We start from the raw sequence: 19,677 nt of genomic DNA, 5'->3' as shown, positions 1-19,677 counted from the left end.
CCATCATAGGGAGCTACTTCTTCCTACTTCTTGCTCTTCACGGGTCCGCGCGGCACGGCCTTCTCGGGCCGCACGGGCTCGCCGCGTCGTTCCTGACCGGGCAGCGGCCGCGACCGACGCCCGTAGATCAGCTCGGACGAGTCGAGTAGCCACGGCACGATCGTCACCGACACACCGTGCATGAGCAGCAGCTGCTGGCGGATGCGTTTGGCGCGGCGGTTGTGCAGCAGGCTCTCCCACCAGTGCCCCACGATATACATGGGCATGTACACAGTGACGACCTCGGAGCCGTGCTCCTCGCGGTGCGCCTTGATGTATTTCAGCACGGGGATGGCGAACTCGCGGTACGGCGATTCGAGCACCGTCAGCGGCACGTGGATGTTCATCTCCGACCACTGCTTCTCGAGCTTCTTGGTCGACTCCTCGTCGACCGCGATGTGCACGGCCTCGAGGCTCGCATGGTTGGCCGCGATGGCGTAGTCGAGCGCCTTGAGCGTGGGCTTCTGCATCCGGTTGACCAGCACCATGGCGTGGTCGCCCGAGGCGCCGAAGGTGGTCGTGGGGTCGACCTCGATCTCCTTCTCGACATCCCGGTAGTAGCGGTTCACGCCGAGCATGAGCGTGTAGAGGATGGGCATGAGCACGAAGACGAGCCAGGCGCCGTGTGTGAACTTGGTGATGGTCACCACGATGAGCACGGATGCCGTCAGCAGGGCTCCGAACGCGTTGATGGCGAGCGACGGCCAGATCTCGCGCGGCTTGGCGTCGTCCTGTTTCAGCGCCCGCAGCCAGTGCTTGACCATGCCGATCTGCCCCAGCGTGAACGACACGAACACGCCGATGATGTAGAGCTGGATGAGCTGCGTGAGGTTCGCCTGATAGACGACGAGGATGACGCACGCGGCCAGGCCGAGGATGATCATGCCGTTCGAGAACACGAGGCGGTCGCCGCGCGTGTTGAGCGAGCGGGGAGCGTAGGAGTCGCGGGCCAGCACGGCGCCGAGCAGCGGGAAACCGTTGAACGCCGTGTTGGCGGCCAACAGCAGCACGCACGCTGTGACGGCCTGGATGAAGAAGAAGGGGATGCTGTTGGCCCCGAACACGGCCGTCGCGACCTGTGCCATGAGGCTCGGCTGCGGGGCCGTCTCGCAGTTCGCGAAGCCCTGCAGGTGGCACGCGTTCTCGGCGTAGTGCACACCCGAGATGAGCGCCAGCGCGGTGAGGCCGGCGAAGAGCACGATGGCGGTTCCGCCCATGAGCACGAGCGTGGTCTGCGCGTTCTTGATCTGGGGGCGGCGGAACGCGGGCACGCCGTTGGAGACGGCCTCGACACCGGTGAGCGCCGAACATCCGCTCGAGAAGGCGCGCAAGAGCAGCAGGATGAAGGCCGCCTGCGTCAGGTTCTCGCCCTGCACGGTGTAGGAGGCGCTCTCGGCGACGGGGGCGTCGCCGAACAGGGTGCGCACGAGGCCGGCCACGATCATGACGAGCACGCTCGCGATGAAGAGGTAGGTGGGGATAGCGAAGGTCTTGCTGGACTCGCGCACGCCGCGCAGGTTCACGGCCATGATGACGAGCACGAAGCCCACGGCGATCTCGATGCGATAGGGGTTCAGCATCGGGATGGCCGAGATGATGTTGTCGACACCCGATGCCACCGACACGGCCACGGTGAGCACATAGTCGACGAGCAGGGCGGATGCGACGATCAGGCCGGCTTTCTCGCCCAGGTTCTTGTGGGCGACCTCATAGTCGCCACCGCCGGACGGGTAGGCCTTGATGAGCTGGCGATAGCTCGCGACGACGACGAGCAGCAGCACGATGACGGCGACGGCCACCCACGGCGCGAAGCTCAGGAACGCCAAACCGCCGAGCAGCAGGATCATGAGCAACTCTTGCGGCGCGTAGGCCACCGACGACAGCGCGTCGCTCGCGAAGATCGGCAGAGCGAGCCGCTTCGGCAGCAATTGCCCCTCGAGTTTTTCGGTGGGGAGGGGATCACCGATCAGCCAGCGTTTCGCCGACCGACCCTCTTGTTGAGGCTCGCGCCCGTCTATTGTCACGAGCGGCGATCCTACTCCTGTGTGGGGCCGCCGCCTAGCCGTCCGAGGTCGCTGTTTACGCGGTGTTCGGCGGCGGTATTGTGAGGCCCCCTCGGCCGGGGGTCGGCGCGCGTGCGGCAGTTCGCTGCCGACATGCAGCTGAGCCCCGACCAGTGTTCAGTCGGGGCTCAGCTCGCTGTCAGACGCGTGGATGCTCGAGCGTCAGCGTTTGCGCAACCAGATCACCACATCGGCGAGACGTGAGCGCAATTCGCGCACGTCGTCGTTCGACAGCGAGCCCTCGGCGGCGCGGCGTCGCAGCTCGGCGCGGATCTGCTGCCGGGCGTCGTTGAGCGAGAGCTCGGCCTCGCCGAGTGCCAGGCGTGCGGCCACCCGCGGGTCGAGGCCGCCTGCTGAGTTGCTCGACGCGTCTGCCGCGGAGTCGCCCGAGGCGCTCGCCGACGCGTTGCCCGGGGCGTCCGAGCCAGCGGAGGAGTCGGGGCCAGCGGGGGCGTCGGAGCCAGCGGGGGAGTTGGAGCCAGCGGAGGCGTCGGAGCCAGCTGGGGCGGTATCGGGCGTGGCACCCGGCGCTGCTCCGCCGCGGCCGTGCTCGGGTCGCGCCGAAGCGTCGCCCCACGGGTTGCCGAATCCCCAGTCCGACCAAGACTTCTTCTGGCCGTGCGGTTCGGGTTCACGCGCGGCCGACGCGAGATCGGCGCGCAGGCTGCGCATGGCGGCGCTCACATCCGATCGCACCTCGTCGGCCAGGCGGCGCACCGAATCGGTGACCTCGTCCTCGATAGACGACAGCTGATCGGCTTTGGCGGCCAACTCGGCGCGGCCCGCATCCGTGATCGTGTAGATCGACTTGCGGCCGTCGGTGGTCTTGGTGACGAGCCCCTCTTCCTCGAGCTTGGCGAGCCGGGGATAGATGGTGCCGGCACTGGGGGAGTAGGTGCCGCCGAAACGATCGGTGAGAGCTTGGATGAGTTCGTAGCCGTGTTTGGGCGACTCCTGCAGCAGGTGCAGGAGGTAGAGGCGCAGGCTGCCGTGCGCGAAGACGGGGGTCATTCGGCGGGGCTCGCGGGGGCGGCGGGTGCGGTGGGAGTGGAAGGGGCGGTGGGCCCGGAGGGAGCGGAGGGCTGGCCGGACGTGGACGAGGCCGAGGCGGGGTGGCTCGCGTCATCCCGATCGCGTCGCAGCACCGAGATGTCGCCCGAGACCGAGTTGGCCGCGATGTCGACGTAGAAGCTGTCGTCGGCGCCGATGGTGGTGGTGTTGTAACCGCGGCCGCGCGTGCTGGTGATGACGTTGCCGTCGAGACGCAGCGCGCCCGTGACGGTGTTGGCCACGTAGCGCGCGCCGAGGCCCGGGTCGATGCGGGCGGTCAGGGCGCCCGAGACGGTGTTCGACGAGATCTTGTCGACGTGCCCGCGGATGTCGAGGAACGTGTCGGCCGTGATGCCGTCGGCCGAGAAACGCTCGATGCGCCCCGTGGCCGTGATGTCGCCCGAGACGGTCTGCACGTCGACCCGCCCGGTGTGGTTCTGGATGCTGACCTCGCCGCTCACGCTGTGCACGTCGATGTTGCCCGTGATGCCCTCGAGCTGCAGCTCGCCCGAGACGGTGCTGAGCTTGGCGTCGCTCGTGAGGCCCGTGACGAGCGCGCCCGCCGTGACGGTGCCGAACGTGAGGGCAACGGCGCGGGGGACGAGCAGGCTGATGGTGGCCTTGGCCGAGTTCGCGCCGAAGTTGCGGAACACCTCGAGGAAGTTGTTCCAGGCAACCTGGGGGTGGTCGATGTCGAGGCGATCGCCGTTGATCTCGATCTTGAGGTCTTTGCCGTGCACCTCGTGCACTTCGATGCGGGCGGTCTCTTCGTCGTGGCCGACGAGGTTGATCTGGCCGCCGGCGAGGGCGACCTTGAGCGAGCGCACGATGCCGAGATCGATGACGCGTTGCTCGCCGGGGCGGACGATCCATTTTTCGAGAGTCATGGTGGGCCTTTCCTAGGCGATGCTCGGTCGAGCTATATCGCGTGTGTGAACTCACGATATAACGCGTTTGGCAGCGGGGCAAGAGCTCACATCGGACGCGAAGGTTATTCGATCGTTTCCTGTCTGATCTTGACGGCGGGTCGTCGCGCAACACACCCTGGGTCGAGAACAAGGAGACCCGATCGTGGCAGAGAACGAGTTCGACGGCTTAGGTGGCGCAGACGCCTTCAGCAGCCGGGGCGACGGCGGTTTCGACGGCGGCATTCACCGCGAAGAGTTCGGCGGGCACCGGGGTGCTCAGGCTGGCACCGACCCCGCCGCCTGGTGGCAGGGGCTCGGCGACGAGGGTCGTCGTGCGCTGCAGGCTGACACGCAGGCGCTCGACGAGGCGTGGCAGGACGCGGCGGCGCGCGGCATCCCCGTCGGTGGCGACGAAGCCCAGAACCTCGCGGGGCGGCATGTGCGCTGGCTCGAGGCGGCAACGGACGGGCACGAGGTCAGCGCGACGTATCTGAGCGGCCTCGGCGACCTGTATGTGGCCGACGAGCTCTTCTGGTCCAACTATGGGGATGTCGAAGGCGCGGCGTTCGTGCGTGGCGCGCTGGCTGTCTACGCCGTGCGCAACCTGCGGTAGCAGAGAACTCGCGCGGCGAGTTGAGTCCCGATCAGTTGGCGGGCGAGTCGATCGTCGGGTGCGACGAGGGCGGCACCGTTCCTTGCAGGGCGGCCTCCCGCTTCTCGGCGCGCGTGGGCGGCACCGGCAGGCGGAACAACGGGATCGTGTAGGTGCAGAGCGGCCCGATCAGTGCCGCGAAAAGGACGGTGCCGATGCCCAGGTTGCCGCCGAGCAGCCATCCGATGGTCAGCACGGTCACCTCGACGATGGTGCGACCGACCCAGATCGGCCAGCCGGTGCGCTGATGAATGCCCGTCATGAGCCCGTCGCGCGGACCCGACCCGAAGTGCCCACCGAGGTAGAGGCCGGTCGCGATGGCGAGCAGCAGCAGGCCGGCGGGGAAGAGCAGGATGCGCACCCAGAGGTCGAGGCCCTCGGGGATGAGCCAGAGACCGATGTCGGCGCTCGGCCCGACGAGCAGGACGTTCAGCACGGTGCCGATGCCGGGCTTCTGCTTCAGGGGAATCCACAGCAGCAGCACGATCGCGCCGACACCGATGGTGATGGTGCCGAACGGCAGGCCGGTCTTGAGGGCGATGCCCTGCGTCAGCACATCCCACGGCGAGACGCCGACCGCGGCGCGCACGATCAGGGCGATCGCGATTCCATAGAGGAAGAGGCCGAGGAGGAGTTGCAGGATGCGGCGGGTCATGGGTCCATCCAATTGGCAAAGTGGCCTTCCCGCAAGATGCCAATGCGGCTAATCTGGCCTCATGACTGTGCGACGGTTGGGGGCTGCATCCCTCGAATCCCTGCTCGGCGAGTGGCGCAACGGCGGAACGGCCAACGAAGACCTGGCCGACCGTCTGCGATTGCTCATGCTCGACGGGCGCATCCCCGTGGGAACACGCCTGCCCGCTGAACGCGAGCTGGCCTCGCGTCTTGCGGTGAGCCGGACGACCGTCGCCGCGACCTACAAGAGGCTGCGCGAGGACGGCTACGTGGCGAGCCAGCAGGGGTCGGGGAGCGAGGCGCGGTTGCCGCGGCATCCGTTCGCGCGTGCCGACGATGCCGCATCGCCCGTTCTCGACACCATCGACCTCACCAAAGCGGCCATGCCTTGCGCGCCCCAGGTGGGCCCGGCCGTGCTGCGCGCTGCCGAGCAGCTGCCCCGATTCGCCGCCGACTGGGACTACGACGCCGTGGGTCTGCCGCATCTGCGCCAGTCCATCGCCGACCGCTACACCGCGCAGGGCCTGCCGACCGACGCCGACGAGATCCTCGTCACGATCGGCGCCCAGCACGCCATCGGGTTGCTGTCCCGTGTGCTCGTGGGGCGTGGTGACCGCGTCGTGATCGAGACGCCCACCTATCCGCACGCCCAGCGCGCCTTGCTCGAGGCCGGGGCCCGCTTCGTGCCCGTCTCGGTCACGGCCGAAACCGGGTGGGATGCCGAAGCCCTCGAGCACGCCTTCGAACGCACCAGCCCGCAACTCGCCTACGTCATGCCCGATTTCCACAACCCCACGGGCGCCAGCATGTCGCCCGCCGTGCGAGACCGCCTGTTGCGGGCCGCCGCGCGCCAGGGCACCACCGTGCTCGTCGATGAGACCACGGCCGAGCTCGACATCGATCGCGACGGCGCTCGCAGCCGCTTCATCCCCGTTTCGGCGGGCGACACGGGCGCGAGTGTCGTGAACATCGGCTCGATCGGCAAAACCGTGTGGGGCGGGCTGCGCATCGGATGGATCCGTGCCGACCGTTCCCTCATCGCGCGACTCGTCGCGGCGCGCACGAGCCTCGACCTCGGCACCCCCATCCTCGAGCAGCTCGCCGTCGCCGAACTACTGCCCGAGCTCGACGAGATCATCGCCGCGCGCCGTGTGCAGCTGCGCCGTTCGCGCGACCGCGTCGAAGAGCTGCTGGCCGAGCGGTTCCCCTCGTGGCAGGTGCCACACGTGCCGGGCGGCCTGGCCGTCTGGGCGGGCCTCGGTCAGCCCGTCAGCAGTGCGCTCACCCTGACGGCGCGCACGAATGGCCTCATCATGGCGGCTGGCCCCTGGTTCGGGTCGGATGGCGCGTTCGAGCGATTCCTGCGCGTGCCCATCACCTACCCGGTCGACACGCTCGAGCGGGCGGTCGACCGTTTGCACGCGGCCTGGCTCGCCATCGGCGGCGCCCACCATCAGCCGAGATCGCTCACTGCGACCGTCGTCTAGCTCTAATATGTCAGTATTGTGAATACTCGCGCAGCCAGCGCGTCCCCTCTGCACCGGGAGACATATGTATTCGCTCGCCGCCCTCAGCCTGTCCAATCGAGCGCTCATCGCGCTCGCAACGGCTGTCGTGGCGCTGTTCGGCTCCCTCGCCTTGGGGGCGCTGAAACAAGAGCTCGTGCCCAGCGTTCAGTTTCCGCAGGTCGTCATCGTCACGGCCTACCCTGGGGCCACGCCGGATGTCGTCAACGAGGATGTCTCTCAACCGGTCGAGGCGGCCATCCGTGGGGTGCCCGGCCTCGAGACGACGAGTGCGACGTCAAGCACGGACCGATCTGTCGTTACGGCGACCTTCGACTACGGCACCAATCTGGCGACCGCCGAGCAGAAGGTGAAGCAGGCGATCGATCGCATCGCCCTCGACCTGCCGGAGGACGTCGAGCCCCACGTCGTCTCGGGCGGCATCGACGATTTACCCGTCATGCAGATCGCCATCAGTTCTGAGGTCGACCCTCACGCGTTGTCGACGCAGGTGCGGCGGTCGGTCGTCACAGAGATTGCGGAAGTCCCGGGCGTGCGCGAGGCGCAGCTCATCGGAGAATCCAGCCAGCGCGTCACGATCACGCCCGACCCGGCCGCTCTGGCGGTCCGGGGCCTCACCACGCAGTCGATCGCCGACGCGCTGCGGGATAACGGCACACTCATTCCGGCGGGAGAGGTGTCCGAGCGCAGCAAGACGCTCTCGGTGCAGACGGGCACGAGGCTGGGCTCGGTCGAGGATGTGGCGGGCCTGCCCCTTGTGCCCACCACCTCGGTCCCATCCCCCTCGAAACAGGCGCCCGCAGTCGTGACGATCGGCGACGTCGCCGCGGTCGCGTTGGTCGACGATCCGCGCACCTCGATCTCGCGCGTCGACGGCGCCCCCTCCCTGACGATCGCCGTCACGAAGCTGCCGTCGGCCAACACCGTCGATGTCTCCCGCGCCGTCCGCGCTCTCCTCCCGAGTCTCGCCGAGAGCGTGGAGCCCGAGGCCACGCTCGCGATCGTCTTCGATCAGGCTCCATTCATCGAGCAGTCGATCGAGACCCTTGCCGTCGAGGGGCTCCTCGGCCTGGTGTTCGCCGTCATCGTCATCCTGCTGTTCCTCGCCGACGTCCGCGCCACCGTCGTCACGGCGATCTCGATCCCCGCATCCGTGTTGATCACCTTCATCGGGCTGCAGGCGGGCGGGTACACGCTCAACGTGCTGACGCTCGGGGCGCTGACGATCGCCCTCGGTCGAGTCGTCGACGACTCGATCGTGGTGATCGAGAACATCAAGAGGCATCTCTCGGACGAGGTGGGAAACGGTGACGCGGTCGCGGAGCGGTCCCGTGCGGTGCTCGAGGGGGTGCGCGAAGTCGCCGGAGCCGTCACGGCCTCCACGATCACGACGGTTGCCGTGTTCCTGCCCCTCGCCTTCGTCGGCGATGTCACGGGTGAACTCTTCCGGCCGTTCGCCCTCACGGTGACGATTGCACTCCTGGCATCCCTTCTCGTATCGCTCACGATCGTCCCCGTGCTGGCCTTCTGGTTCTTGCGCGCGCCAGCCGCTGCGCCGGGCCGCGACGAAGGGGATGCCGAACAGTCGACGCGCCTGCAACGGGGATACCGGCCGATCATCCGCTGGACGATGAAGCACTCGATGTCGACGCTGTTGTTGTCCGCGCTCGTGCTGGTCGGCACGTTCGCGCTGACGCCGCTGATGAAGTTCAACTTCCTGGGCGACACGGGGCAGAACGTCCTCACCATCGCACAGACCCTCGATGCGGGGGCCAGCCTGCAGGCTCAGGATGATGCGGCCGCCGTCGTCGAGACCGAACTCAGGGCGATCGACGGCATTGGCAGCGTCCAGCTCTCCATCGGCTCGGCCGGTTCTGCGCTACGCGACGCTTTCGGCGGGGGAGCGCCCGGAACCGTCACATATTCGATCACCACCGACGAGGGGGTCGAGCAGGAGGCGCTCCGTCAGACCGTGCGCGAACGCCTCGAGAAGATCCACGGCGTGGGCACTTTCGAGGTGGCGGCGTCGGGGTGGGGCGGGTCGAGCGATATCGAGGTCGACGTGTCGGCCACCACCGGTGACGACCTCGCCGTCGCGAACGACACCGTCGTGCAAGAGCTGGAGCACCTCGACAGCGTCGACCAGATCGTCAGCAACCTCAGCGAAACACGGCCCTATGTCGGCGTGCGCATCGACCGGCGCGAGGCCGCGCGGGCCGGATACACCGAGGTGGCCCTCGGCGCGCTCGTGGCCCAGGCGACTCAGCCGACCACGGTCGGATCGATGGAGATCGACGACAAGGCTGTGACGATCTTCGTGCAATCCGACCATCCGGCGAGCACAGAAGCCGAACTCGCCGCCCTCGGCATCCCGACGCCGCGGGGCACCGTGCGGCTCGACGCCCTCGCGTCCGTCGGGACCATCGAGGGTCCGGCATCCCTGACCTCCTCCCGCGGTGTGCGCACGGCGCAGATCAGCGGCATTCCGACGGGCGACAACATCGCCGCCGTGAGCGCCGAGGTGCAGGCCGCGCTCGACGATGCCGACCTTCCGGCTGGTGCGAGCGCCACGCTGGGTGGGATCACCGCGAGCCAGGGCGATGCGTTCCGGGATATGGGGCTGGCGCTGCTCGTGGCCATCCTGATCGTCTATGTCGTGATGGTCGCGACCTTCCGGTCGCTGCGGCAACCGATCCTGTTGCTCGTCTCGGTGCCGTTCGCGGCGACGGGGGCAATCCTGCTGCAGGTCGCGACCGGGATCCCGATCGGCGTGCCCTCGCTCATCGGTGTGCTCATGTTGATCGGTGTCGTGGTGACCAACGCGATTGTGCTGGTCGATCTCGTCAACCGATACCGGACGGCGGGCATGACGGTGACGCAGGCCGTCGAGCAGGGTGCCGTGCGGCGACTTCGCCCGATCCTCATGACGGCGCTGGCGACAATCCTGGCACTCGTTCCCATGGCACTCGGCGTGACCGGCCACGGCGGGTTCATCTCGCAGCCTCTGGCGGTCGTGGTGATCGGGGGCCTGCTCTCCTCGACCGTGTTGACACTGGTGGTGTTGCCAACCCTCTACAACCTCGTGGAGGGCGCCCGCGAGCGCCGGAGTGACGCGGGGGCGGCTCTGTAGAGCGGTGCTCAGGTCACCGTTATGCACCGTGTGACAGAATTCGAGAAGTCAGCGCTGTCTGCGCACACTCACCGCACCAGGAGACAGATGCACTCGCTCGCCGTCCTCAGCATGAAGAACAAGGCGCTCATTGCCCTCGTCACCATCGTCGTCGCCATTTTCGGCGCGCTGGCGCTCACGGGGTTGAAACAAGAGCTCGTCCCCAGCGTGCAGTTCCCGCAGCTGGCCATCGTCACGAGCTACCCGGGCGCCGCCCCCGAGGTAGTCAGTGAGGATGTCTCCAACCCGATCGAATCGGCCATCCGCGGTGTGCCCGACCTCGAGTCCACGAGCGCCACGTCCAGCACCAACCAGTCGGTCGTCTCGGCCACCTTCACCTACGGCACCAACCTGGCCACGGCCGAGCAGAAAATCGATCAAGCGATCAACCGCATCGAGTCGCAACTGCCCGACGGTGTCGACCCGCAGGTCATCTCGGGCAGCATCGACGACCTCCCCGTCATCCAGATCGCGGTCACGTCGAACGCCGACACCAAAGAGTTGGCCACCCAGATTCGCGAGAACGCGCTCGCCGAGATCGAAGACACCGAGGGTGTGCGCGAGGCGCAGCTCATCGGTGACGTCGGGCAGCGCATCACCATCACGCCCGATCAGGGCAAACTCACCGAGCGCGGCCTCTCCACGCAGGCCATCTCTGACACGCTCGACGCCAACGGTGTGCTCATCCCCGCGGGTGACGTCACGCAAGACGGCAAGACCTTCTCGGTGCAGACGGGCTCGAAGCTCGGATCGGTCGACGACATCGCCGGCCTGCCCCTGCTGGCTACCGACCCGCAGCCCGGCCAGGCCGTCACCAAGCTCAGCGACGTCGCCACGGTCGCGTTGACCGACGACCCGCAAACCTCCATCTCGCGCGTCAACGGCGAGCCCGCCCTGACGATCGCCGTCACCAAGTTGCCCGCCGCCAACACCGTCGAGGTGTCGAAGGCCGTGCGCGCGCTGCTGCCGAGCCTCACCGACTCGATCGGCTCCGACGCCAAGCTCACGATCGTCTTCGACCAGGCGCCCTACATCGAGCAGTCGATCGAGACCCTCACGGTCGAGGGCCTGCTCGGTCTCGTGTTCGCGGTGCTCGTCATCCTGCTCTTCCTGCTCGACATCCGCGCCACCATCGTCACGGCCATCTCCATCCCCACGTCGGTGCTCATCACCTTCATCGGGTTGCAGGCGGCCGACTACACGCTCAACATCCTCACGCTCGGCGCCCTGACGATCGCCATCGGGCGCGTGGTCGACGACTCCATCGTCGTGATCGAGAACATCAAGCGCCACCTGGCCATGGGGTCGCTCAGTGACCGCTCGCCCGAGAAGCGTTCGCGCGCCGTGCTCGAGGGCGTGCGCGAGGTCGCCGGTGCCATCACGGCGTCGACCATCACGACCGTCGCGGTGTTCCTGCCGCTCGCCTTCGTGGGCGATGTCACGGGCGAGCTGTTCCGGCCGTTCGCGCTGACCGTGACGATCGCGCTGCTCGCGTCGCTGCTCGTCGCGCTCACGATCGTGCCCGTTCTGGCTTACTGGTTCCTGCGGGCACCCAAGGCCAAAAAGGTTGCGGCAACCGATTCGGCATCCGCCACGTCGCCGTCTGAGACCGGCACCCGTGCAGCCGGCGGCCCCGATTCCGCCTCGCCCACCACGTCGTCCATTCCGCTGCCCGGCTCTCGCCGCGCGCGTCGCCAGAGCGAGGACGACGTCGACGATCTCGACCACCCGACGCGCCTGCAAAAGGGCTACCTGCCGGTCATCCACTGGACGATCAAGCACTCCGTCTCGACGCTGCTCATCGCCGTGTTCGTGCTCGTCGGCACGTTCGCGCTGACACCGTTCATGAAGACCAACTTCCTGGGCGACTCGGGGCAGAACACCCTCACGGTCACGCAGACGCTCGACGTGGGCGCCAGCCTGCAGGCCCAGGATGACGCGGCTTCGGCGGTGGAAGACGAGCTGCGCACCATCGACGGCATCGACACGGTCCAGCTGTCCATCGGTTCCAGCGGTTCCACGCTGCGCGACGCCTTCTCGGGCGGCGGCGCCGGTGCGATCACCTACTCGATCACGTCCTCGGATGACGTCGACCAAGAGGCGCTGCGCAACACCGTGCGCGACGAGCTCGAGAAGATCGACGGCGCCGGCGAGATCGAGGTCTCCGGTTCGGCCGGCTTCGGCGGCTCGAGCGATGTCGAGATCGACATCGAATCGCCCAACAGCGACGACCTCACCACCGCGAACGACACGCTCGTCAAGGCCGTCACGGGTCTCGAGGGTGTCACGCAGGTGGTCAGCAACCTGAGCGAGACGCGCCCCTACATCGGCGTGCAGATCGACCGTGACAAGGCGGCCGAGGCAGGCTACTCCGAGGTCGCCCTCGGCGGTTTCGTCGCCCAGGCCACGCAGCCCACGACCGTCGGCACGGTCGAGATCGACGGCACAACGCTGAACATCTACGTGCAGTCCGACAACCCGCCCACGACCGAGGCCGAACTCGCCGAGCTCACCATCCCCACCGTGACGGGCCCCGTGCGCCTCGACTCGCTCGCGACCGTCGGCCTCGTCGACGGCCCGGCGTCGATCTCCTCCTCCGAGGGCAAGCGCACCGCGACCATCAGCGCCACACCGGCCAGCGACAACATCGCGGCCGTGAGCGCCGAAGTGCAGACCGCCATCGACGATGCCGACCTGCCCGCCGGTGTGACGGCGTCGCTCGGCGGCGTCTCGTCCAGCCAGTCCGACGCGTTCGGCCAGCTGGGGCTCGCGCTCCTCGCCGCCATCTTGATCGTCTACATCGTCATGGTGGCCACGTTCCGGTCGCTCCGCCAGCCGTTGCTGCTGCTCATCTCGGTGCCGTTCGCGGCGACGGGCGCCATCGCGCTGCAGGTCGTCACGGGCATCCCGCTCGGTGTCGCCTCGCTCATCGGTGTGCTCATGCTCATCGGCATCGTGGTCACCAACGCCATCGTGCTCGTCGACTTGGTCAACCAGTACCGCCGACGCGGCATGACGGTGGCTCAGGCGGTAGAGCACGGTTCGGCCCGACGGCTCCGCCCCATCCTCATGACGGCCTTGGCCACCATCCTGGCGCTCACGCCCATGGCGCTCGGCATCACGGGGCACGGCGGCTTCATCTCGCAGCCGCTCGCCATCGTGGTCATCGGCGGCCTGCTGTCCTCCACGGTGCTCACGCTCGTCGTGCTGCCCACGCTCTACAACCTCGTCGAGGGTGCCAAGGAGCGCCGCAACGCGAAGCGCGCCGCACGCGCCGACCAGGTCGCCCGCTCGCGCCCCATGCTTGCGGTCGAAAGCGGCCGTCGGTCCGGCGCGGAGCACGTGCCGGCCCATGCGGCCGGTGTGGTTGCGGGCGCGGGCGCCGCTACGGGCACGGTCGATGCGCCGCGCGCTGCTGACGCTGAGCCGGGCGAACGTGTCGTGCAGGCTGACGACGCGGAGCAGGCTGAGGACGCGGAGGAGGCGAAGCAGCCAGAGCAGGCTGAGGTCGCCGGTGGCACGGAGCAAGCCGAGACCGCTGCGCACATCGTCGAATCCGAAAACGATGAGGTCGTCGAAACCACGGACGAGCATGTCGACAACGCAGCCAGCGGCGTGCACGCGGATCAGCAGGCGAGCGACGTCGACAACGGCGAGCGAGCTGACGAACATGCAGAGAACCTCGGCCACGTCGAGGACCCCGAGCACCCCGAGCACCCCGAGCACGCCGAGCACGCCGAGGATGCCGATCACGCCGAGCACGCCGAGGATGCCGACCAAGCCGAGCACGGTGAACACCTCGAGCAGGCCGACAACGCGGATCAGGCCGACCAGCCCGACACTACCGAGCGCGTCGACCAGCCCGAGGACGGCGAGCAATCGGGCGACGACGAGCACCGCGAGGGTGACGAGCGTCACGAGCACTAGCGGCTGAGCTGGAGGGCGGCGGAGAGACATCCGCCGCCCTTAGGCTTGTCCCATGGCTACCCCGGACTTCATCCTCGAGCTGCGCGCGAAGATCGGCACCCACCCTCTGTGGCTGTCGGGCATCACGGCGGTCGTGCAGCGCGACAACGGCGACCTGCTGCTCGTGCGCCGGGCTGACAACGGCAACTGGACGCCCGTCACGGGCATCATCGACCCGGGCGAAGAGCCCGCCGTCGCCGCCGAACGCGAGGTGCTCGAAGAGGCCGACATCCGCGCCACCGTCGTGCGGCTCGCCAGCATCCAAACCACGGCCGAACACGTGTACCCGAACGGCGATCGCGCGCAGTACATCGACTTCACGTTCCTCTGCCGCTACGACGGCGGCGAACCCGCCCCCGCCGACGGCGAGAACCTCGAAGCGCGCTGGTTCGGCCGCGACGACCTGCCGCCCATGCCACCCGAGTTCGCCGAACGCCTCGATGCCGCACTGAGCGGCGAAGAGGCCGCCCGCTTCAAGCGCTAGGCCTCGAGCTGACCGCGCGAACGTGAGGGTGCCTGCAACCATGGTCGCAGCATCCGCGTCACCCACGGCAGCACCCAGTAAGCCATGATCGGCGTCAGGACGAGAGTCGACACGAGCACGTGCAGCAGCACGCCCCACGTCTCCCACCCGGGCACCAGCCACGTCACGAGGAACGTGAAGACGAGGTTGACGGGGAAGAAACCCAGCCAGATGCTCACGGCCTGCTTCCAGCGCGGGGGCGCCAACGGCACGGTCACCTGAGTTCCCGTCGCTTCGGGGCCACCTGGCCCGTGCGCGGCCGAGACGCTCGTGGCGAAGGGGGCGTCGAACCAGCCCTCGATGCCCGTGCGCTTCTCGCTGCGGCGATGCTGCATGAAGTCCTTGCCGCTCGACAGCCACCAGGCGCGTTCGGAGGAGTTCTCCCACGCCAGCAACGTCTCGTCGTCACGGAACCGGTACAGCATGTACCAGATGTCGGATGTCTCGCCGGCCCTCACCCAGCCGGAGCCGAGGAAGCCGGGGTACTTGTTGGCGAGGTTGATGCCAGCCTGTACCCAGATGGTGGCTTCACCGATGCGGGCGGGGTCTACCGTCCGTTCGATGGAAACCGTAATGGGTTCGTGTTCCATGCCTCCAGCATGCCGGATGACTGTTTCGGCGCGGTAACGGAAGCGTCCCCGGGGTCAACTAGTCGAGCGTGCCTCAACTCACAAGGGGCTGGCCCCGAAAAATGCTCGGCGTAGCGTGGGGTGCACCCCTTCCCATCCGCCCCGCACCACCGAAGCGAAAGGATGCCATGAGCATCAAGATCGGCGACCGCGTGAGCTGGTCGACGCCGCAAGGTCGCACGCAGGGCGTCGTGCGCGAGAAGAAGGACAAGGACTTCACGTTCGACGGGCAGAAGTTCACCGCGACGAGCGATGAACCGGCCTACATCGTCGAGTCGGAGAAGTCGGGAAAGAAAGCGGCCCACAAGGGTTCCGCCCTACGCACGTTGAAGAAATCGGAGAAAAGTTCATGAGCCGTGGAGTCGCAGTCGTCACCGGAGGGTCCGCCGGACTCGGTCGCGCCATCGTGCGCGAGTTGGCCGCCCGTGACTGGGATGTCGCCATCCTCGCGCGTGGCCAGGAAGGTCTCGACGGTGCCGTCGCCGACGTCGAAGCGCTCGGGCGCCGCGGCCTCGGAGTGCCCACCGATGTTGCAGACCGCGAGGCCGTCGACAGAGCGGCCGACCGCGTCGAAGCCGAACTCGGCCCCATCGACCTCTGGGTCAACGACGCCATGGTCGGCGTCTTCGGCGAATTCATCAGCACTGACCCCGAAGACTTCGAGCGCGCGTTCGCCGTCAACTTCTTCGGCTTCGTGAACGGAACGCGAGCCGCGCTCGCCCGGATGACGCCGAGGAACGCCGGCCACATCATCCAGATCGGTTCGGCGCTCGCGCACCGCGGCATCCCGCTGCAGGCCTCTTACTGTGCCGCCAAGCACGGCATCCAGGGCTTCACCGAGTCGGTCACGGCCGAGCTCACGCACAACAAGTCGAACATCTCGATCTCGACCGTCGACATGCCCGCCATGAACACCATGCAGTTCAGCTGGGTGAAGTCGCAGCTGCCCGACCACCCGCAGCCCGTGCCGCCGATCTCGCAGCCCGAGGTGTGCGCCCGCGTCGTCGCCGACGTAGCCGAGAAGCCGCGCAAGCGCACCTGGGTCGGCGAGGCCACCGTCGGAACCGTGCTCGGCAACCGTTTCGCGGCCGGTTTCATGGATCGCTACCTGGCGAACTCCGCCTACAGCGGCCAGCAGGCGCCCGAGAAGAAGAACCCCATGCTGCCGACGAACCTCTACGAGCCCACGCCCGGTGACCACGGCGCGCACGGCATCTTCGACGACAAGGCGCACGGCGAGACGGTTCAGACGTGGGCGATCCGCCACCGTCCGCTCGTCTACTCCGTCGCGGCCGGCGCCGCTGCTGTGCTCGCGGCAACGGCAGCGAAGGTCTTGCGCAAGTAGCTCAGGCGGCGGGGTGAAGCGACTTCGCCATGCAGAGACTCGACGCTGCTCCCACATAGGGGCCGTATTGCGGGATCTCGACGTAACCGCAGCGCGTGTAAAGCGCCTGCGCCGCGTTATGGAGCGTCCCCGTCTCGAGCACGACACGCGTGAACCCGGATGCCGCGGCGTCGGCTTCGAGGCGATCCATCAGGGTCGTCGCGATGCCCTGGCCGCGGCCGTCCGGGTGCACGAACATCCGCTTTACCTCGGCTTCGGTCTCGCCTGGAGTGCCCGTGCCTGAGGTGTCGTCGGTCAGCGGAACGAGCGCCACCATCCCGAGTGCGCGGCCGCTGTTATCGCGGGCGACGTAGACGATGATGCCCGGCACCTCGAGTTCCTCGACGTCGAGGAGGAAGTTCTCCTCTGGCGGGTACAGGCTGTGTGCATAGGCCGCGCCCGCCTCCATGAGCTCGACGAGTTCGGCCTGGCGTGCGGGTTCTGGAGTGATCGTGATGCTCATGGTCACCAGCATGGCGCAGACATGTTTCGCGGCGGTTTCCGTCGGGGTGATGACATCCGTGCCCCGCTCGTGTAACGTATGTAGGTCGGCTCTAGACACCGCGGTTGTGACGCGGAGAGGGTTTGTAAGTCTGGTGGGCCGGTTTCACTGCGAGAACGCAGATGAATTTCACACGATGTGAACGGTCCCCGGCCACTGATCGCCCGGGTATGAGAGAGATTGCCGCGCTTCACGTATGCGGCTCTTCTTGCTTGCTGTTTTCACGCAAAAAGAGATAACCCGGAAAAGTATCATGCCTAAAAAGAAGCCTGTCGGCGGACGACCCGCCAAGAACTACGACCCCAACTACGCCGCAAAGCGCCCCGCCGGAAAGCCGGGCAGCCTCAGCGAAGGCCACCGCGGATTCCGCGCCGCCGATCCCAACGCCCCCAAGAAGGCCCGCTGGAACGCCGACGAGCGTGCCGCGAAGCACGCCGGCCGCTACTCGGACGAGCCCCGCGCCAAGCGTTCCGACGACGACCGCGCCCCGCGTTCATTCGACCGTGACGACCGCGCGCCCCGCCGCGACAACGACGCCCCGCGCTCGTTCAACCGCGACGACCGCGCCCCTCGCCGTGACAACGACGGCCCCCGCCGTTTCGATCGGGATGACCGCGCCCCGCGCTCGTTCAACCGTGACGACCGCGCGCCCCGCTCGTTCAACCGCGATGACCGCGCGCCCCGTCGCGACAACGACGCGCCTCGCCGTTTCGACCGCGATGACCGCGCTCCGCGTTCGTTCAACCGTGACGACCGTGCTCCCCGTCGTGACAACGACGGCCCGCGTTCGTTCAACCGTGACGACCGTGCGCCCCGCTCGTTCAACCGTGACGACCGCGCCCCGCGTTCGGCCGGCCGGGATGACCGCGCTCCGCGTTCGTTCAACCGTGACGACCGTGCGCCCCGTTCGTTCAACCGTGACGACCGTGCGCCCCGTCGCGACAACGACGCTCCCCGCCGTTTCGACCGCGATGACCGTGCTCCTCGTTCGTTCAACCGTGACGACCGTGCCCCTCGCCGTGACAACCACGCTCCCCGCTCGTTCAACCGCGATGACCGTGCTCCGCGTTCGTTCAACCGCGACGACCGTGCTCCCCGTCGTGACAACGACGCTCCGCGTTCGTTCAACCGCGACGACCGCGCGCCCCGCCGCGACAACGACGGCCCCCGCCGTTTCGACCGCGATTCCAAGCCCGCGTTCCGCGACGACAAGCCCGCCTTCCGCGACGCCAAGCCGCCCCGCACCTTCACGCGCGACGGCCGCCCCGAGAACGAGGGCCGCGCGAGCGACTTCTACCCGAAGCGCGACGCCGCGAACCGCCCCGGCTTCTCCGGTGACGAAGACGTCGTGCTCGAGCGCCTCGAGGCCCAGGCCACGACGGCGACCGACGTCGAGGGTGTGACCTTCCAGGACCTCGGTCTCGGCGGCAACATCTCCGGCGCCCTCGCCGAACTCGGCGCGGCAAGCCCGTTCCCCATCCAGGCCGCCACGATCCCCGACGTGCTCGCGGGACGCGACGTGCTCGGCCGCGGCCGCACCGGCTCCGGCAAGACCATCGCCTTCGGTGCTCCGTTGGTCGAGAAGCTCATGGAGAACGGCGGCGGCAAGCGACGCGAAATGGGCCGCAAGCCCCGCGCGCTCATCCTGGCCCCCACGCGTGAGCTCGCCCTGCAGATCGACCGCACCGTGCAGCCCATCGCCCGCAGCGTCGGCCTGTTCACCACGCAGATCTACGGCGGCGTGCCCCAGGGCCGACAGGTGGGTGCGCTGCAGCGCGGCGTCGACATCATCATCGGAACGCCCGGCCGCATCGAAGACCTCATCGAGCAGGGTCGTCTCGACCTTTCCGAGGTATCCATCGTCGTGCTCGACGAGGCCGACCACATGTGCGACCTCGGGTTCCTCGAGCCCGTTCAGCGCATCATCCGCGAGACCGCTTCGGGCAACCAGAAGCTGCTCTTCTCGGCCACGCTCGACAAGGGTGTTGCAGCCCTCGTCAACGAGTTCCTCGAGAACCCGGCCGTGCACGAGGTCGCCGGTGAAGACCAGGCCTCCTCGACCATCGACCACCGCGTCCTCGTGGTCGAGCACCGCGACAAGGATCAGCTCATCGAGCAGCTGGCCGACCGCGAGGAGAAGACCCTCATCTTCGCCCGCACCCGCGCCTACGCCGAGCGTCTGACCGATCAGCTCGAGGATGCCGGCATTCCCGCCGTCGCCCTGCACGGTGACCTGAACCAGGCCCGCCGCACGCGCAACCTCGAAAAGGTGACCAGCGGTCGCGTCAAGGTTCTCGTGGCCACGGATGTCGCAGCCCGCGGCATCCACGTCGACGACATCACGCTCGTGGTGCAGGCCGACGCGCCCGACGAGTACAAGACCTACCTGCACCGCTCGGGTCGCACGGGCCGCGCCGGCAAGGAGGGTGTCGTCGTCACCCTGATCCCGCGCAGCCGTCAGCGTCGCATGACCGAGCTTCTCGGCCGCGCCGAGATCGAGGCCGATTTCGTCGAAGCCCGTCCGGGCGACGACATCATCGAAGGTCTCGCCGGCCGCATGACCCTCGCGGACATCACGGCGTAACACCCGC

13 protein-coding genes and 1 pseudogene are annotated in these 19,677 nt (G+C 67.9%); 8 read left to right on the top strand and 6 right to left on the bottom strand.

Annotation, left to right across the window (positions count from 1 at the left end):
• Nucleotides 1-23 precede the first annotated feature (23 nt).
• From ACZ6IE_RS12170 to ACZ6IE_RS12160, 3 genes and pseudogenes are all read right to left on the bottom strand, one after another.
• Nucleotides 24-2,063: an APC family permease gene (locus ACZ6IE_RS12170; protein ID WP_464608157.1), complete on the bottom strand. Its 2,040-nt coding sequence runs from the start codon at nt 2,061-2,063 to the stop codon at nt 24-26.
• A gap of 657 nt (nt 2,064-2,720) precedes the next feature.
• A pseudogene (locus tag ACZ6IE_RS12165) lies at nt 2,721-3,113 on the bottom strand (PadR family transcriptional regulator); the annotation flags it as partial.
• Nucleotides 3,110-4,039, bottom strand: coding sequence for a DUF4097 family beta strand repeat-containing protein (locus ACZ6IE_RS12160; RefSeq protein ID WP_464608156.1), 930 nt, complete (start codon nt 4,037-4,039; stop codon nt 3,110-3,112). The gene ACZ6IE_RS12160 and the pseudogene ACZ6IE_RS12165, both read right to left, overlap by 4 nt.
• A gap of 184 nt (nt 4,040-4,223) precedes the next feature.
• On the opposite strand from ACZ6IE_RS12160, the gene ACZ6IE_RS12155 reads away from it, so the two are divergent.
• Entirely contained in the window at nt 4,224-4,673 is a 450-nt protein-coding gene (locus ACZ6IE_RS12155) for a TipAS antibiotic-recognition domain-containing protein (RefSeq protein ID WP_464608155.1), read from the top strand.
• Between the two features lie 31 nt (nt 4,674-4,704).
• On the opposite strand, the gene yczE is transcribed toward ACZ6IE_RS12155, so the two are convergent.
• Nucleotides 4,705-5,367 (bottom strand): membrane protein YczE, encoded by a 663-nt coding sequence (gene yczE, locus ACZ6IE_RS12150; protein ID WP_464608154.1) that lies wholly within the window; start codon nt 5,365-5,367, stop codon nt 4,705-4,707.
• 61 nt (nt 5,368-5,428) lie between these two features.
• Here yczE and yczR point away from each other — a divergent pair, with 61 nt between their 5' ends.
• From yczR to ACZ6IE_RS12130, 4 genes are all read left to right on the top strand, one after another.
• The gene (gene yczR / locus ACZ6IE_RS12145; RefSeq protein ID WP_464608153.1) at nt 5,429-6,874 is read left to right on the top strand and encodes a MocR-like transcription factor YczR; all 1,446 of its coding nucleotides are present in this window, start codon (nt 5,429-5,431) and stop codon (nt 6,872-6,874) included.
• Between the two features lie 64 nt (nt 6,875-6,938).
• A complete protein-coding gene (locus ACZ6IE_RS12140; protein ID WP_464608152.1) occupies nt 6,939-10,043 on the top strand; it encodes an efflux RND transporter permease subunit in 3,105 nt (1,034 codons plus the stop codon).
• Between the two features lie 87 nt (nt 10,044-10,130).
• On the top strand, nt 10,131-14,009 hold the full coding sequence (locus ACZ6IE_RS12135) for an efflux RND transporter permease subunit (protein WP_464608151.1): 3,879 nt from the start codon (nt 10,131-10,133) through the stop codon (nt 14,007-14,009).
• A 52-nt stretch (nt 14,010-14,061) separates the two neighbouring features.
• A complete protein-coding gene (locus tag ACZ6IE_RS12130; RefSeq protein ID WP_077055004.1) occupies nt 14,062-14,532 on the top strand; it encodes an NUDIX hydrolase in 471 nt (156 codons plus the stop codon).
• On the opposite strand, the gene ACZ6IE_RS12125 is transcribed toward ACZ6IE_RS12130, so the two are convergent.
• Nucleotides 14,529-15,161, bottom strand: coding sequence for an antibiotic biosynthesis monooxygenase (locus ACZ6IE_RS12125; protein WP_079728542.1), 633 nt, complete (start codon nt 15,159-15,161; stop codon nt 14,529-14,531). The two genes, ACZ6IE_RS12130 and ACZ6IE_RS12125, sit on opposite strands and share 4 nt — an antisense overlap.
• Before the next feature lie 167 nt (nt 15,162-15,328).
• Here ACZ6IE_RS12125 and ACZ6IE_RS12120 point away from each other — a divergent pair, with 167 nt between their 5' ends.
• Together ACZ6IE_RS12120 and ACZ6IE_RS12115 are read left to right on the top strand one after the other, a co-directional pair.
• Nucleotides 15,329-15,553: a hypervirulence associated TUDOR domain-containing protein gene (locus tag ACZ6IE_RS12120; protein WP_464608150.1), complete on the top strand. Its 225-nt coding sequence runs from the start codon at nt 15,329-15,331 to the stop codon at nt 15,551-15,553.
• Nucleotides 15,550-16,545 (top strand): SDR family oxidoreductase, encoded by a 996-nt coding sequence (locus ACZ6IE_RS12115; RefSeq protein WP_464608149.1) that lies wholly within the window; start codon nt 15,550-15,552, stop codon nt 16,543-16,545. Before ACZ6IE_RS12120 ends, ACZ6IE_RS12115 begins: the two co-directional genes overlap by 4 nt.
• Nucleotide 16,546: 1 nt before the next feature.
• Here ACZ6IE_RS12115 and ACZ6IE_RS12110 read toward each other — a convergent pair whose 3' ends face one another.
• Nucleotides 16,547-17,047 (bottom strand): GNAT family N-acetyltransferase, encoded by a 501-nt coding sequence (locus ACZ6IE_RS12110; RefSeq protein ID WP_464608148.1) that lies wholly within the window; start codon nt 17,045-17,047, stop codon nt 16,547-16,549.
• A gap of 292 nt (nt 17,048-17,339) precedes the next feature.
• Between ACZ6IE_RS12110 and ACZ6IE_RS12105 the strand changes: the two genes are divergently transcribed.
• Nucleotides 17,340-19,670, top strand: coding sequence for a DEAD/DEAH box helicase (locus ACZ6IE_RS12105; RefSeq protein ID WP_464608147.1), 2,331 nt, complete (start codon nt 17,340-17,342; stop codon nt 19,668-19,670).
• Nucleotides 19,671-19,677: the final 7 nt, after the last annotated feature.

It is taken from the genome of Okibacterium sp. AC114, assembly GCF_979253355.1.
The sequence above is the reverse complement of the archived record's forward strand: the minus strand, read 5'-3'. Positions and strand labels throughout refer to the sequence as shown.

Bases quoted from the DNA above. Each gene is read 5' to 3' on its own strand.
- ACZ6IE_RS12160 (WP_464608156.1), bottom strand. From the start codon at position 4,039: ATGACTCTCGAAAAATGGATCGTCCGCCCCGGCGAGCAACGCGTCATC.
- yczE (WP_464608154.1), bottom strand. From the start codon at position 5,367: ATGACCCGCCGCATCCTGCAACTCCTCCTCGGCCTCTTCCTCTATGGA.
- yczR (WP_464608153.1), top strand. From the start codon at position 5,429: ATGACTGTGCGACGGTTGGGGGCTGCATCCCTCGAATCCCTGCTCGGC.
- ACZ6IE_RS12140 (WP_464608152.1), top strand. From the start codon at position 6,939: ATGTATTCGCTCGCCGCCCTCAGCCTGTCCAATCGAGCGCTCATCGCG.
- ACZ6IE_RS12135 (WP_464608151.1), top strand. From the start codon at position 10,131: ATGCACTCGCTCGCCGTCCTCAGCATGAAGAACAAGGCGCTCATTGCC.
- ACZ6IE_RS12130 (WP_077055004.1), top strand. From the start codon at position 14,062: ATGGCTACCCCGGACTTCATCCTCGAGCTGCGCGCGAAGATCGGCACC.
- ACZ6IE_RS12125 (WP_079728542.1), bottom strand. From the start codon at position 15,161: ATGGAACACGAACCCATTACGGTTTCCATCGAACGGACGGTAGACCCC.
- ACZ6IE_RS12120 (WP_464608150.1), top strand. From the start codon at position 15,329: ATGAGCATCAAGATCGGCGACCGCGTGAGCTGGTCGACGCCGCAAGGT.
- ACZ6IE_RS12115 (WP_464608149.1), top strand. From the start codon at position 15,550: ATGAGCCGTGGAGTCGCAGTCGTCACCGGAGGGTCCGCCGGACTCGGT.
- ACZ6IE_RS12110 (WP_464608148.1), bottom strand. From the start codon at position 17,047: ATGAGCATCACGATCACTCCAGAACCCGCACGCCAGGCCGAACTCGTC.
- ACZ6IE_RS12105 (WP_464608147.1), top strand. From the start codon at position 17,340: ATGCCTAAAAAGAAGCCTGTCGGCGGACGACCCGCCAAGAACTACGAC.